The 13,755-nt window shown below is 31.9% G+C and carries 12 protein-coding genes and 1 tRNA gene; 4 read left to right on the plus strand and 9 right to left on the minus strand.

From position 1 onward, the window contains the following. Positions 1–54 precede the first annotated feature (54 nt). The 4 genes from N7277_RS00060 to N7277_RS00075 all read right to left on the minus strand — a co-directional run bounded on the left by N7277_RS00060 (position 55) and on the right by N7277_RS00075 (position 4,778). Complete coding sequence (locus N7277_RS00060; protein WP_274779760.1) at positions 55–1,275, minus strand: site-specific integrase; 1,221 nt, start codon at positions 1,273–1,275, stop codon at positions 55–57. A 247-nt stretch (positions 1,276–1,522) separates the two neighbouring features. After that, positions 1,523–1,595, minus strand: a tRNA-Phe gene (locus N7277_RS00065). 123 nt (positions 1,596–1,718) lie between these two features. Next, positions 1,719–3,533 carry a lysophospholipid acyltransferase family protein gene (locus N7277_RS00070; protein WP_274779761.1) on the minus strand — a complete coding sequence of 605 codons (1,815 nt, stop codon included), beginning with the start codon at positions 3,531–3,533 and terminating at the stop codon, positions 1,719–1,721. Between the two features lie 6 nt (positions 3,534–3,539). After that, entirely contained in the window at positions 3,540–4,778 is a 1,239-nt protein-coding gene (locus N7277_RS00075) for an aspartate kinase (protein ID WP_274779762.1), read from the minus strand. A gap of 127 nt (positions 4,779–4,905) precedes the next feature. Here N7277_RS00075 and fbp point away from each other — a divergent pair, with 127 nt between their 5' ends. From fbp to N7277_RS00090, 3 genes are all read left to right on the plus strand, one after another. Beyond that, a complete protein-coding gene (gene fbp, locus N7277_RS00080; RefSeq protein ID WP_069797829.1) occupies positions 4,906–5,922 on the plus strand; it encodes a class 1 fructose-bisphosphatase in 1,017 nt (338 codons plus the stop codon). Between the two features lie 85 nt (positions 5,923–6,007). Continuing rightward, the gene (locus tag N7277_RS00085) at positions 6,008–6,229 is read left to right on the plus strand and encodes a PLDc N-terminal domain-containing protein (RefSeq protein ID WP_274779763.1); all 222 of its coding nucleotides are present in this window, start codon (positions 6,008–6,010) and stop codon (positions 6,227–6,229) included. Next, positions 6,230–7,294 (plus strand): o-succinylbenzoate synthase, encoded by a 1,065-nt coding sequence (locus N7277_RS00090; protein WP_274779764.1) that lies wholly within the window; start codon positions 6,230–6,232, stop codon positions 7,292–7,294. 132 nt (positions 7,295–7,426) lie between these two features. Here the strand turns inward: N7277_RS00090 and N7277_RS00095 are convergent, their stop codons facing one another. The 5 genes from N7277_RS00095 to N7277_RS00115 form a co-directional block, all read right to left on the minus strand. Further along, complete coding sequence (locus N7277_RS00095) at positions 7,427–8,275, minus strand: hypothetical protein (protein ID WP_274779765.1); 849 nt, start codon at positions 8,273–8,275, stop codon at positions 7,427–7,429. Between the two features lie 337 nt (positions 8,276–8,612). Then, on the minus strand, positions 8,613–9,404 hold the full coding sequence (locus tag N7277_RS00100) for a sensor histidine kinase (RefSeq protein ID WP_274779766.1): 792 nt from the start codon (positions 9,402–9,404) through the stop codon (positions 8,613–8,615). A 3-nt stretch (positions 9,405–9,407) separates the two neighbouring features. Beyond that, positions 9,408–10,085, minus strand: a complete 678-nt coding sequence (locus tag N7277_RS00105) for a hypothetical protein (RefSeq protein WP_274779767.1) — start codon at positions 10,083–10,085, stop codon at positions 9,408–9,410. Between the two features lie 8 nt (positions 10,086–10,093). Continuing rightward, on the minus strand, positions 10,094–10,915 hold the full coding sequence (locus tag N7277_RS00110) for a hypothetical protein (protein WP_274779768.1): 822 nt from the start codon (positions 10,913–10,915) through the stop codon (positions 10,094–10,096). A 21-nt stretch (positions 10,916–10,936) separates the two neighbouring features. After that, positions 10,937–11,566, minus strand: a complete 630-nt coding sequence (locus N7277_RS00115) for a response regulator (RefSeq protein ID WP_274779769.1) — start codon at positions 11,564–11,566, stop codon at positions 10,937–10,939. Between the two features lie 487 nt (positions 11,567–12,053). On the opposite strand from N7277_RS00115, the gene N7277_RS00120 reads away from it, so the two are divergent. Then, positions 12,054–13,730, plus strand: a complete 1,677-nt coding sequence (locus N7277_RS00120) for a glutamine--tRNA ligase/YqeY domain fusion protein (RefSeq protein ID WP_274779770.1) — start codon at positions 12,054–12,056, stop codon at positions 13,728–13,730. Positions 13,731–13,755: the final 25 nt, after the last annotated feature.

Consider the following 13,755-nt stretch of genomic DNA (forward strand, 5'->3'; position numbering starts at 1 on the left):
AGAGCAATTAAATGTTTACTTTTAATTTAATAAAATATTTTTTTATTCATAAAATTACTTCTTTCTGATTAAGCGTTTTTTTAAATTATTCATGTCTTCACTTACTTTTTTATCTAAAATTTTAGCATAATGTTGAGTAGTTTTAATGCTTTTATGCCCAAGCATTTTACTTACGCTCTCCATTGATACATTATTAGATAAAGTAACAGTAGTAGCAAATGTATGTCTTGCACAATGAAAAGTAAGTTTTTTATTAATATTACAATTATCAGCTATTGTTTTTAAGTATTCATTTATTTTTTGGTTTGAATAGACTGGCAACAACTTTCCAGAATTGGAAACTAAGGGATGATTTTCATATTTTTTAATAATTTCTTCTGCTATTGGTAAAAGAGGAATATTTGAATTTGTCCCAGTTTTTTGACGATTTGTTATTACCCAAAGGTTTCCATCAACACCTATAGTAATTTGTTCATTTGTAAGATTAAAAATATCAACATACGCTAATCCCGTGTAACAACTGAAAATAAAGATATCTCTAACTAGATTTAAACCTTTACCAATAAAATCTTTATTTTTAATTGTTCTTATTTCTTCCTCCGTAAGAAAATTAACATTAACTTCCTGGAATTTACCTTTGTAAAAAATTACCAAATCTTTTTCAATCCAATTATTCTGATAACACAATTTTAATATTTTACTTAAATTTTTGGTGTGTTTTACTGCTGAATTATTATTTATATTGGGTTTGGATCGCAAGAAAAAATCAAAATCGTTTAGAAATGACGGTTCCAATTTCTGAATATCAATATCAGATTTTTTATGAACCTTCCACAAAAATTCTTTTAAATGAGCCAAGCAAGTTTTAAAATTCTTAAGTGTAGCTGGTGCGTATTCCTTACCCAAAAGTTTTTCAATTTTGGAATTGTGTTCTTCAAAAGTTGGAATGAGGTATCTTTCAGTAGTATTTGCACCTGTTAATAAGTTTTTAATGTCTAATGCAGCGAAACTTTCCCTTGACATCGCTAATTTGTTTTCCAAGATTAGAACATTGGATTGCAAGATGTCTAAATACTTATTTATAGCTCTCGCTTCTTCAGAATTACCCTTTAAACGATTTTGAGCGGAACTCCATTTGGAAATTTCAACATCTTTTCCAGTAGAAAATTCTGCGCGCTTTCCATTCACGGTAATTCGCAAATAAATAGGAACGCGTAAATTAGATTTTGTTTTGGATTTTTTCGCATAGAATAATACCGAAACTTTTGCATTCATACTGGTGACTTTAAAGGTTAAAATAAATTTAAAGTGCCCCTTTTCACAAGATGTTCAAAAATAAAACAAGCTTATTCATGGGCTTTTCCAGAGAATTCGGTTACCTATATGCTAAAAAATTTAGAGGTAACCGAATAGGTCACCTCACGAATTGAGAAAAATTGATATTATTTGATATCTAATAAAAACAAAAAGCCCCTAAATCTTGCGATTTAAGGGCAATTGCTTGAAATTGAACATTTCAACGTGGTTTCTCCAGGAATCGAACCAGGGACACACGGATTTTCAATCCGTTGCTCTACCAACTGAGCTAAGAAACCTTTTTTGTTTCATCACTGTGTTAAAGTGGTGCAAAAGTAAGCACTTTATCTATATGACGCAAGTCTTTTCAAAAGAATTTTACATTTTTTTTTGAACTCCTTGATTTTCAAGTTCATTATTTTTTAACTTTCTTTTAATTGTTCACTCATTTCTTCTAAAACGGGCTTAATCGTACTTTCTGGAAGGTCACTTATTCTGATATACATGAGTCCGTCTATCGCATCATTGAAATTAGGGTCTACATTAAATGCGATAACCTTAGCATTTTGCTTGATATATTTTTTTATTAAAACCGGCATTCTCATCTCTGGCTCTAAATCATCAATGAGCTTATCAAACTTATTCAAATCATTGTCTAAACCTTCAAAAAAGAGGTGTTTTTCCTTTACTTTAAGCTTTACCTTAAAATCGTTTTTAGGATGCACGTATTGTGCGACTACAGAATCATAATAATGTGAACGCATAAATTCAATCATCAAAGACTTAGAAAAATCGGAGAACTTATTACTGATGCTTACTCCACCCATTAAGAATTTATGTTCAGGATTTTTGAGGCAAACATGCACAATTCCTCTCCATAATAAGAACAGTGGCAATGGTTTTTGCTGGTATTCTAGGTTCACATAAGCACGACCCATTTCTATCACTTTTCTAAAGAAAGGTTGAATTTCTTGGTCAAATTCAAACAATGAACTCGTATAAAAGCCACTAATTCCATATTTTTTCATGACCTGAGCTCCTAATGCCATTCTGTACGCTCCAGCGATTTTTTGAGCACTATTATCCCAAAGAATAAGATGATGGTAATGCTTATCATACTCATCTAAATCAAAAGGCAAGTTTGTACCCTCTCCTATTGCTCGGAAAGTTAACTCACGCTGTCTTCCGATTTCTCTCATCATTGAAGGAATTTCGTCATATTCGGTGAAATACACTTCGTAATTAGAGTTGGAGAATAAGAGTTTATCTTTCTTTTTAAGATTTTCTATATCTTTTAGAATGTCTTCATGAGGTGTTTCGTCTATGATATTCTGAATCACTTCTTGTCCAGATTTCAGCGGAAATTTAATCGGCAAATTAGACAGTTTAAAAAGCGCTGCAATGGATTTTCTCCTTTCATAGTAAGACTTCATCATGTAGACTTTCTTTCTCAAGAAATCTCCTAATTCTTTCACCGATTCATATTCTTCTTGAATTTTTGGCGAAACAGGCTTTCCTATTCTTATTCTAATCGGCTTGTCTCTTTTCTTCATCATTTCAGATGGAAGCAAGAGCGTTTGTAAATCTGCATGAATTTTGGCAATGCTATAAAACTTACTCGAATTCTTGGTATGGAAATACATCGGAACCACTGGAACCTTTGCTTTTTTTATCAATTTAAGTGCTGGAATTTCCCATTCTTTATCCAGAACTTCATCAAAAACATTATTGCGATTCGACACTTCTCCCGCAGGAAAAATACCGATACAACCGCCTTCCTGAAGGTGTTTCAATGTATCACGCATTCCAGAAATACTGCTGTATGCTTCTTTTCTGGTTTCAAAAGGATTCACAGGAATCACATAATCTTTCATAGGCTCTATTTTCTGTAAAAGAAAATTGCCCATGATTTTAAAATCTGGTCTAATTTCTGTAAGGATTTTACACATCAGAATCCCATCAATCGCTCCTAGAGGATGATTGGCTACCAAAATGAAAGGTCCTGTTTTAGGGATTTTAGCCAAATCTTCTTCGAAGGCTACGTATTGGATTTCTAATTTTTTGAGAAAAGCATCGAAAAAAGCTACTCCTTCATGGTGTTTTATGCTGTCATACAATCTATTGACATCATTCAATTTGGTAAGTCCCATAATGGTAGAAGCAATCGGACTTTTAATAAATCCGAATTTCTGCAATCCTGCTGCTTTGATAAAATCTTGTTTAGAAATGAGGCTCATGGTTGGTTATTGCGTAACGATTTGTACTGTGTTTTTTGAAATTTGTTCTAAAAGGATTTTTTTGTCAGCGTAGAAAGTAGAAAGCTCGTCCATATTGGCATTTCTTACCGTGTAGAGCGAAACATTCTTCACAACATCTGTGCTGAATTGTTGAGTTAACGTTTGATTTACCTCATCTATTTTCCCAAATTTATCTTCCAGACAAAGCGCCAAAGAAATCGCAGAGTTCTGCATCATTGAAACTTTAATTTTATGTTTTGCCAAAAGATTAAAAATCTGACTGATATGATCTTCTGCAATGAAAGAAAAGTCTCTCGTAGAAATATTCATTAACACTTGATTTTCTTTTAGGATATAACTTTCTTCGCTTTGGTTTACATCAGAATTTCCTACTTTAGTTCCAGGTTTTTCTGGCTCTACAAAAGATTTCACATAAAAAGGAATGTGCTTTTGTTTCAGCGGTTGTAAGGTTTTCGGGTGAATTACCGAAGCTCCGTAATACGCCATTTCTATGGCTTCTTCGTAAGAAATATTAGAAAGCAAGGTTACGTTTTCAAATTTTCTAGGGTCACCTGTCATCACACCCGGAACATCTTTCCAAATGGTCATGGCTTCAGCATTTAAACAATACGCAAAAATCGCCGCAGAGTAATCTGAACCTTCTCTTCCTAAAGTTACGGTAAAGTTATTGGCTTCTGAACCGATGAAACCTTGAGTAACATACGATTGATTCTGGTCTAGACCGCTAATATTCTTTTCGGTTTCTTGCCAGTTGACTACGCCTTCTCTGTACGTATCATCCGTTTTAATGTAATCTCTTGCATCTAGCCAAGCATTGCTAAAATTGATATCATTAAGATACTCACTCAGAATTTTAGACGAAATCATTTCACCACAACTCACTACTTGATCATACACAAAATTGTAATTTGGCGATTTATTTCTTCTCAAAAAAGCTTCTAAATCATCAAAAAACAAAGCTACTTCCCCAAAAATTTTATGATTTTCGGCAAAAAGACCTTTAGTGATTTCTAAGTGAGATTGTTTTATTTTTTCTACCTCATTTTGGTAATCTTCCTTCTTAAAATAGTATTCTACTACTTTTTCTAATGCGTTGGTAGTTTTTCCCATGGCAGAAACTACTAATAGGCATTTTTCAAAACCTTGCGAGCTTAACACTTTCGCTACATTCTTTACACTCTCTGCATCTTTTACTGATGCTCCTCCGAATTTAAAAATTTTCATCTTCTTTTATCTAAAATCAATTCAAACCTTCAAATTTATTAAATTATTTCCATATGAATCAATTGAATATTTTTTGGGAAATATGACTAAAAATTACGAAATTTACAAACAAGCAAATACCAAAAAAATGTCTGAACAAACTTTTCAAACTTTAGGTGAATTTATCATTGACAAACAAGACGATTTTAAATATTCCACAGGGGAACTCTCTAGACTTTTGAGCGCCATAAGATTGGCTTCTAAAGTAGTGAATAGAGAAGTAAACAAGGCGGGAATCGCAGAAATCATCGGTCATGCCGGAAACCAGAATGTACAAGGTGAAGACCAACAAAAACTAGATGTTTTAGCCAATAATCTTTTTATAGAAGCCCTTTCTCAGCGTGAAGTAGTCTGCGGAATTGCCTCTGAAGAAAGTGATGATTTTATAGAAATTAAAGCGACAAGCAACGCTCACCTTAATAAATATGTGGTTTTGATTGATCCATTAGATGGTTCATCTAATATTGATGTAAATGTTTCAGTAGGAACTATTTTCTCTATCTACAGACGTGTTACGGAACCTGGAACACCTGTTCAACTGAAAGATTTTTTACAAAAAGGCGTAAAACAAGTTGCAGCAGGTTATGTAGTTTACGGAAGTTCTACCATGATTGTTTACACTACAGGAAATGGTGTGAATGGATTTACTTTAGACCCTTCTATTGGCACTTATTACCTTTCTCACCCGAATATGAAATTCCCAACTACGGGAAAAATTTATTCCATTAACGAAGGAAATTACATTAAATTTCCTCAAGGTGTGAAAGATTACATTAAATATTGTCAGTTAGAAGAAGGAGACAGACCTTATACTTCTCGATATATTGGTTCATTGGTTTCAGATTTTCACAGAAATATGATTAAAGGTGGAATTTACATCTATCCTTCTACGTCACAATCTCCAAAAGGAAAACTGAGATTATTATACGAATGTAATCCAATGGCATTATTAGCAGAACAAGCTGGCGGAAAAGCGAGTGATGGCTACAGAAGAATTCTGGAAATAGAACCTACAGAATTACACCAAAGAGTACCTTTCTTCTGCGGAAGTGCTGCAATGGTAACCAAAGCCGAAGAATTTATGGCAAAAGCTTTAAAACCTTAGAAATTTATAAAATTACTGATTATAAAATCGTAAAGTCTCTCTTGATTTTACGATTTTTTTATTATTTTTATATCAAAATATCATCATGATTCTCACTTTTTTGTCCTTGTCTATTCTGCACTTGGTTTTCGTTTTGTTCATTATTCTTTTACCTTCTGTTTTATGGATTTTTGCCCTTATTGACATTTTAAAAAGCAATTTTAAGGATTCTACCAATAAAATTATTTGGGTTTTAATTGTACTTTTGTTGCCCGTTTTAGGCTCTATTCTGTATTTTATTTTTAGAGGCCAACAAAAAACAAATTAAATGAACGCTCAATTTACTAGACACGAACTCATCTTTAAACAAGCGAGTGGAACTTCTAGAGGAGTTCTTACCACTAAGGAAACTTATCTTTTAGAAATTTCTGAAAATAACAAAAAAGGAATTGGCGAATGTGCCATTTTCAGAGGATTGAGCTATGATGACGTTCCTGATTATGAAGAAAAACTCACTTGGCTTTGCAAAAACATAAATTTAGATTTTGAAGTTTTAAAAAAAGAACTGCTGCATTATCCTTCTATTATTTTTGGATTAGAACAAGCGCTTCTTAACCTAGAACATGGCGAAGATTTGTATTTTCCGAGTGATTTTACTGATGGTAAAGATTCTATAAAAATCAATGGACTCATCTGGATGGGAAATGCAGATTTTATGCAATCTCAAATTGAAGAAAAATTAGCAAAAGGTTTTGACTGCATCAAATTAAAAATAGGGGTAGATTGGAAATCTGAAAAAGAAATCATCAAAAAACTCAGAGAAAAATTCCCGAAAGAACAATTGGAACTAAGAGTAGATGCTAATGGTGCTTTTTCTTATGAAGAGGCTAGAATGGTTTTACAAGAATTGGCGGATTTAGGAATTCATTCGATTGAACAACCGATAAAAAAGAGCCAAGTAAAAACTAAAAAGAGCCAAGAAACTGATGAAATAAATTCAACGGACTGCTGTGTTCCTTGGAATGACATGGCTAAATTATGCGCAGAAACACCTACACCTATTGCTTTAGATGAGGAACTTATTGGCGTGATAGATTTTGAAGAAAAAAAGAAACTTTTAGAAACGATTAAACCACAATACATCATTCTAAAACCAGCTTTAGTAGGCGGATTTTCGGGTTCTGATGAATGGATTGTCCTTGCTGAAAGTTTAGACATAGATTGGTGGATTACTTCTGCTCTAGAAAGCAATATTGGCTTGAATGCGATTTGCCAGTACACTTATACTAAGAAAAATCCGTTACCTCAAGGATTGGGAACAGGTGCACTTTTCACGAATAATTTTGAAACTCATTTGCAATTAGAAGGCGACCAAATGTGGCATAAAAAATAAAACCTTGAAATAATTTTCAAGGTTTCTACATAGTAGTTTTAATAGTCATGGAAAGATTAAACTGTATCTATAAAAAGTTCATCTATCCATTTTTTAATGATTAATAGTAATTTCCTCTTAGCGTTTTTCATTTTAGTCAGGACTGCCTTCTTTCTGTAATTTTTTATTATCTCTTAAATATTTTATCAATTTATCTACGATTTGTTTAGAATCATCTGAATATTCATTTTTAAGCCTTTGAACTTTATCTGCTTTCACTTTTGAAGCGCTGGTTTCCTGAACACTTACAAAAACTTCTAACAAAACAAAATCATCTGGAATGACGAATAAATCGGTAATGTATTTATAGTCATTATTCTCATCCAAAACATTAAATTGCTCTGCATTTCCTATTTCCACGAGCGGAACTTTTACATTTTGGAAAGCGAATATTTCTTTTTTTCCTCCTGATTGATAAGCAATATTAATTTTGATTTCGTAATTATTGAAATTGGTTTTTTCCCAGACTTTAGCACCACTTGCATTGCATTCTATATGGTGAAGTTGATATACCAATGCATTTCCTTTTACGATTTCAGGAATAAATTGCGCGGAGAATGCTGTTAATCTTTCCTTTTGATTTTTGGTAACGATTTCTCTTTTCACTTTAAAAGCAGGAATTCTTTGGTCAAAAAGGTAGGTTCTTTTTGCAGAAAAGGAATCGGTATACTTAAGCACATCTCTATCAATTTGATTTTTAATGATTTTGTAGCTTAAATTCACAAACGTATTAAGATTGGTATCGAAAAAACGAAGAAAGCTAGGACCAATGCTTTTTTCGGCATTTAATTCTTCGTATTTATTTACGGGAGGTTTTTCAAAAATCACAAGGGATTCTTCGCCTACAATGGGAATAGATGAAGCGTCTTTTTTATAAAAAAAATCTTGTGCAAAACTGATTTGTACAACAAAAATTAAAAAAAGAAAATAGAATTTTTTCATTTTTATTGTTTTACTATTCAAAGTTAGGATTATTGCTTGTAGCTTTTTTTTTATTGACCGTGATAATTGTCATAAAACCCAAAAAAAAGCTTCTGCAAAAGACAGAAGCTAAAATGAATTCTTTGCTATACAATAGTGTTAATTAAAAATACAGAAATAAGAATTCATAATTATTATTACAAAAATCATGCTAAACACATAAAAAAACGCCTTATTGCTAAGACGTTTGGTTGTTAGTTTTTTTTCACTTGTGTTTCTAGAATGTTTTCATGATTGTTTTTACCGTGACAAAAGTAGTGAACCATGATAAACAAGTCAATTACACTTTTGTGTAATATCACAATTTTATTTCAAAGACTAAATGCAGTCCTTTTTCACTTGGTTTAATGGTGTAATTTCCACATAAATTTTGAATTCTACGCTGCATATTATTAAGACCATTTCCTGAAGTTAAACTCTCTCCTAATCCTACTCCATCGTCTATAATCTCCATGGTGAAACGTTGATCTTTTAATGTAAAAAGAATATCTACATTTTGAGCTTTACTGTGTTTATAGACATTATTTAGCGCTTCTTTAGCACAGAGGAAGAAATTTCTTCTGATTTCTGCATTCAATTTAGTATCAGGAAGTTCTACTTTTCTGGTAATATTGATTTTAACATCTGTTTTCTTGAAAAAATTCTCAGCATAAAGCAATACATATTGCATAAAATTTCCCAGATTGTCATTACTAGAATTAAGGCTCCAAAGCATTTCTCGCATCGAGAGGTTCATTTCTTCTGAAGTCTTAAGTAAATCATCTATATCTTCTTTGAGATGCTGTTCTCCCACTTTTTGTTTTAAAAATTCTGCTTGAAGTTTCAACGCAGAAATCCCAGCACCCAGATCATCATGCATATCATGAGAAATTCTCTCTCTTTCTTCTTGAATTTTTTTCTGAATTTCTAATTCTTTTTCTAGAATTACATTACGATGTTCTATCTCCTGAAGCAGTTTTTCATTAATGAATGCTGCTTGTTTTTTTTTGTACACCATCACTACCAAAATAATAAACCCTACAAACATTAATAGAATAATGATTGCAAAAATAAGTACCAATAATACTGGGTCTGGTAGAATTTGAGTCAAAATTTATTTTTTAAAAGAGTTAAACGTACGTAAAACATTATAATCTACACATCTTAAACCTTTTATAAAAAAGGAATACATCATGATATTACAAATACTAAATAAAAAATTAATCACATTAAAAATATCTTGATTATAATTATATAACCATGTTCCAAGATACATTCTGAACAAAGAAAAAATACTCCAAAAAAGTAGAGCAAAACTTACCCAAAATGATTGTTTTACTGTGATATTCTGCTCATCTACAAATCTAATAATGTATAAAAACCACTGTAAACTCGCTAATAAGAAAAACAGAATCATCATGAGAAATACATTATTATTGAATTTTGGAAAACCAATAGAAAATTGGAAATACAATGACATTCCTACAGAAATAGCCGCAATAGCATTTAAAAAATAATGGTCTTTTTTTGTTTTATAATCTTGGATATAAAAATACCTGAAATACAGTATGGAAAATATGATAAATGGGAAAAACAAATAAGTCTGATGAATCTTAAAAGCTTTTCTTATAAATACAACCCCTAAAACATCTACTATAAATACAGCCACTAAATAGAGGAAAAAATATTTTTGTTTGGCAGTATATCCTTTTTTCACCCATAAATAAATAGAGTATATCATTGCTATGGCCACAACAATGTCATACGTATAATCTAAAATTTTATCTATCAATATCAACATTATGGGCAATCATTAGGACAAAAAGTATTCAAATCAAAACCAGACAAACTTTCTACATCACTCCCTTGAGCGTTTTGACAGTCTGTAATAAAAGTCATTTGACCAACACTTTCATCATTATACAATTTTAATTTTTTTCTCAAAATATTAGCTTCGGTTGAGGTGAGTAAAGTTTCATAATTTACCCTCTGTGCAAGTGTAATTTTAAAATTTTTGACATTTGCCTTAGCTGTTACTTTATTTTTGTAAGCTAACAATTCATCTTTGGTAATTTTTACTCTTAGCGTATTTCCTTGAGCACCTTGTACTACTGCATCTATTTGAGGTTTAATATTTTGGATATAATCATTTTCCATGATTTGGTAATCCGTCTCAGAAACTTCCACTATGTTATTTACATCTAGCATTGCATAAGCTTTATTACCTACATTATTGCCAGATTTATCCATATAGTAATACAGCAGATAAAGAGAACCATCAAATTTAGTCAATTCCTGATATTTATTCAGGAACTTCGCCTTATTAAATTGAACAAAACTGAATGCTACTCTGTCTGCATTCACAGGAATTTGATCAATCATTTTTAAATAATTTTCTTTGCTTACTTTAAATGATTTTACATTTTTAGGATTTAGTCTTTTAAGGATTTTATACGTTACGGTATCAAAACTGTGTCTCATTGCAGAATCTAATTTTACTGGCATCGGTACATGCGCCAACAGTAAATCTTCTTTAGACAAATTTTTCTTGTCTCCACAGGAAAACAACAAGAAAAATACTACAATATACCCTAATAAAGAGAGAGTAGTCTTCTTTTTCATAATTCGATTTTTAGTTATTAATTATTGATTTTTAAACAGGTTTATGGCTTCTACTTTATTATTCACATGTAGCTTTTTATAGATATTTCCTACATGTTTTTTTACAGTATCTAGTGTAACTTCTTTTATATCTGCTATTTCTTTGTAAAGATGACCTTTCGCTAGAAGATCCAGAATATCATGCTCTGTTTTAGAAAGTTCATTCAGATGATTATTGAAATTGGTTTTTTCTTCTCTAAAATATTGCAGAACTCTTTTTGCCACCCCGAAACTCATCGGAGCACCGCCTTTATAGGCATCTTTAATAGAGGCAATAATCTTATCCATGCTTTCTCCTTTTATTAGATAACCTGTGGCTCCAACTTTTAGCGCTTCATAAATGTGCAAGTCATCTTCAAAACTCGTACACATCATAAATCGAGTAGCAGGCAATGTATCTAATATTTGGGCGATGACTTCTATCCCGCTCATATCAGGAAGTTTAATATCCATTAAAACCACATCGGGGTGAATCTCTTGTAAGGAAACAAGAGCTGCTTTACCAGAATAAAATTGACCTACACAATGCAAATCGGCATCGTAATCAATTATCTTTTTGAGCGCATTGTTGTAATGCTTCTCGTCTTCTACGATAGCTACTGAGATTGACATAATATTTTCATCGTTTGTTAATTACAAATTTCAATAGAAATTTTGTAAATATCAATTACACTTTTGTGTAATTTTGTTTGTGTAAATAAAAATAGTCTTTTTTTTCATACACAGCAAAAAAAATCACATTTTTTAAAAATGCGATTTATTATTTAGAAATTAACAGCAATAATTGGCATATATTAAATTATTAACAAACACTGTTTTCACATTTTTTTAACCTCAAATCATAAACGATAACAGACTGGTTAATTATTAATTTACTTCCACTTGTAAAAATTCCTATTCTTAATTTTAATTTTTTTTTTACAAACCAATGTTTCAATTTTTTTATTCAACTAAAAATAGTTTTTTAAATATGAGAATAATAATTAAAATGTTGAAAATTCTATCATAAAACTATATTCTCATCAACGATTATTAGACTATTTTTTAATTTAAAAAAGAATTTAATTTTTCTTAAATTTGCAGGATTCAAGAACTGATTATGGAAGAAGAAAAAAAACCGCTCAATTTTATTGAACAAATCATCGAAAATGATTTAGAAAATGGTTTAGATAAATCTAAATTACGTTTTAGATTTCCACCAGAACCTAATGGTTATTTACACGTAGGACATACCAAAGCGATTTGTATCAACTTCGGTTTAGGAGAAAAATATGGTGCTCCTGTTAATTTAAGATTTGACGACACAAATCCCGAAAAAGAAGAGCAAGAATTCGTAGATGCCATCAAAGAAGATATTAAATGGCTTGGCTTCAAATACGACCAAGAGTTATACGCTTCTGATTACTTCCAGCAGTTGTATGATTGGGCCGTAGAAATGATTAAACAAGGAAAAGCCTATGTAGATGAACAGCCTTCTGAAGTAATTACAGAACAAAGAAAAAATCCTACCGAAGCAGGAATAGAGTCTCCATATAGAAACAGACCTATAGAAGAATCTCTAGATTTATTCGAAAGAATGAAAAACGGAGAGTTCGAAGAAGGTACAATGTCTGTAAGAGCTAAAATAGACATGACTTCGCCAAATATGAACATGCGTGACCCTGTTATGTACAGAATTCTGAAAAGACCACACCACAGAACTGGTGAAAAATGGAAAATCTATCCTATGTATGATTGGGCTCATGGTGAATCTGATTATTTAGAGCAAATTTCACATTCCCTTTGTTCATTAGAATTCGAAAACCACAGACCTCTTTATGATTGGTATTTAGACCAAGTCTATGAAGACGGAAAAGTAAGAAATAAACAAAGAGAATTTGCGAGAATGAACGTTACTTACATGGTAACATCTAAACGTAAATTACAAAGATTAGTAGCAGAAGGTGTAGTAACAGGCTGGGATGATCCTAGAATGCCTACGATTTCTGGAATGAGAAGATTGGGTTACACTCCGAAAGCCATCAGAGAATTTATTGATAGAGTGGGCGTTGCAAAACGCGAAAACCTCATCAATATTCAGTTGCTAGAATTCTGTGTGAGAGAAGACCTCAACAAAATTTCTACCCGAGTAATGTCTGTGGTAAATCCTGTAAAACTTATCATCGAAAATTATCCTGAAGATAAAGAAGAATGGCTAGAAACAGAAAATAATCCTGAAGACGAAAATGCAGGAACTAGAGAAGTGCCTTTCAGCAGAGAACTTTACATTGAAAGAGAGGATTTCATGGAAGAAGCACCGAAAAAGTTCTTCAGATTAACCATTGGTGGAGAAGTAAGACTAAAATCTGCTTACATTATTAAAGCCAACAGAGTAGAAAAAGACGAAAATGGCGAAATTACCACTATTTACGCTACTTATGATGAAGAATCTAAATCTGGAAGCGGAACTGAGGCAAGTATGAGAAAAGTAAAAGGAACGCTTCACTGGGTTTCTGCAAAACATGCTTTACCGATTGAAGTAAGAATCTACGACAGATTATTTACTCACGAGCAACCAGACGCAGAAAAAGAAACAGATTTCATGGAATTCGTGAACAAAGATTCCCTGAAAAAAGTTCAAGGTTTTGCTGAGCCAAGCCTTAAAAATGCAAAAGTGGGAGACCATTATCAGTTCCAAAGAATTGGTTATTTTACTCCTGATAAAGATTCTACAGCAGAGCAATTAATCTTCAACAGAACGGTTACGCTAAAAGATAGTTTCAAACTAGAACAATAAAAAAGAAAGCTTCATCACCGCGATG

Source organism: Cloacibacterium sp. TD35 (assembly GCF_028864635.1).
GTDB lineage: Bacteria > Bacteroidota > Bacteroidia > Flavobacteriales > Weeksellaceae > Cloacibacterium.

Coding starts and splice junctions, on each gene's coding strand:
- N7277_RS00060 (WP_274779760.1), bottom strand. CDS start 1,275: ATGAATGCAAAAGTTTCGGTATTATTCTATGCGAAAAAATCCAAAACA.
- N7277_RS00070 (WP_274779761.1), bottom strand. CDS start 3,533: ATGAGCCTCATTTCTAAACAAGATTTTATCAAAGCAGCAGGATTGCAG.
- N7277_RS00075 (WP_274779762.1), bottom strand. CDS start 4,778: ATGAAAATTTTTAAATTCGGAGGAGCATCAGTAAAAGATGCAGAGAGT.
- fbp (WP_069797829.1), top strand. CDS start 4,906: ATGTCTGAACAAACTTTTCAAACTTTAGGTGAATTTATCATTGACAAA.
- N7277_RS00085 (WP_274779763.1), top strand. CDS start 6,008: ATGATTCTCACTTTTTTGTCCTTGTCTATTCTGCACTTGGTTTTCGTT.
- N7277_RS00090 (WP_274779764.1), top strand. CDS start 6,230: ATGAACGCTCAATTTACTAGACACGAACTCATCTTTAAACAAGCGAGT.
- N7277_RS00095 (WP_274779765.1), bottom strand. CDS start 8,275: ATGAAAAAATTCTATTTTCTTTTTTTAATTTTTGTTGTACAAATCAGT.
- N7277_RS00110 (WP_274779768.1), bottom strand. CDS start 10,915: ATGAAAAAGAAGACTACTCTCTCTTTATTAGGGTATATTGTAGTATTT.
- N7277_RS00115 (WP_274779769.1), bottom strand. CDS start 11,566: ATGTCAATCTCAGTAGCTATCGTAGAAGACGAGAAGCATTACAACAAT.
- N7277_RS00120 (WP_274779770.1), top strand. CDS start 12,054: ATGGAAGAAGAAAAAAAACCGCTCAATTTTATTGAACAAATCATCGAA.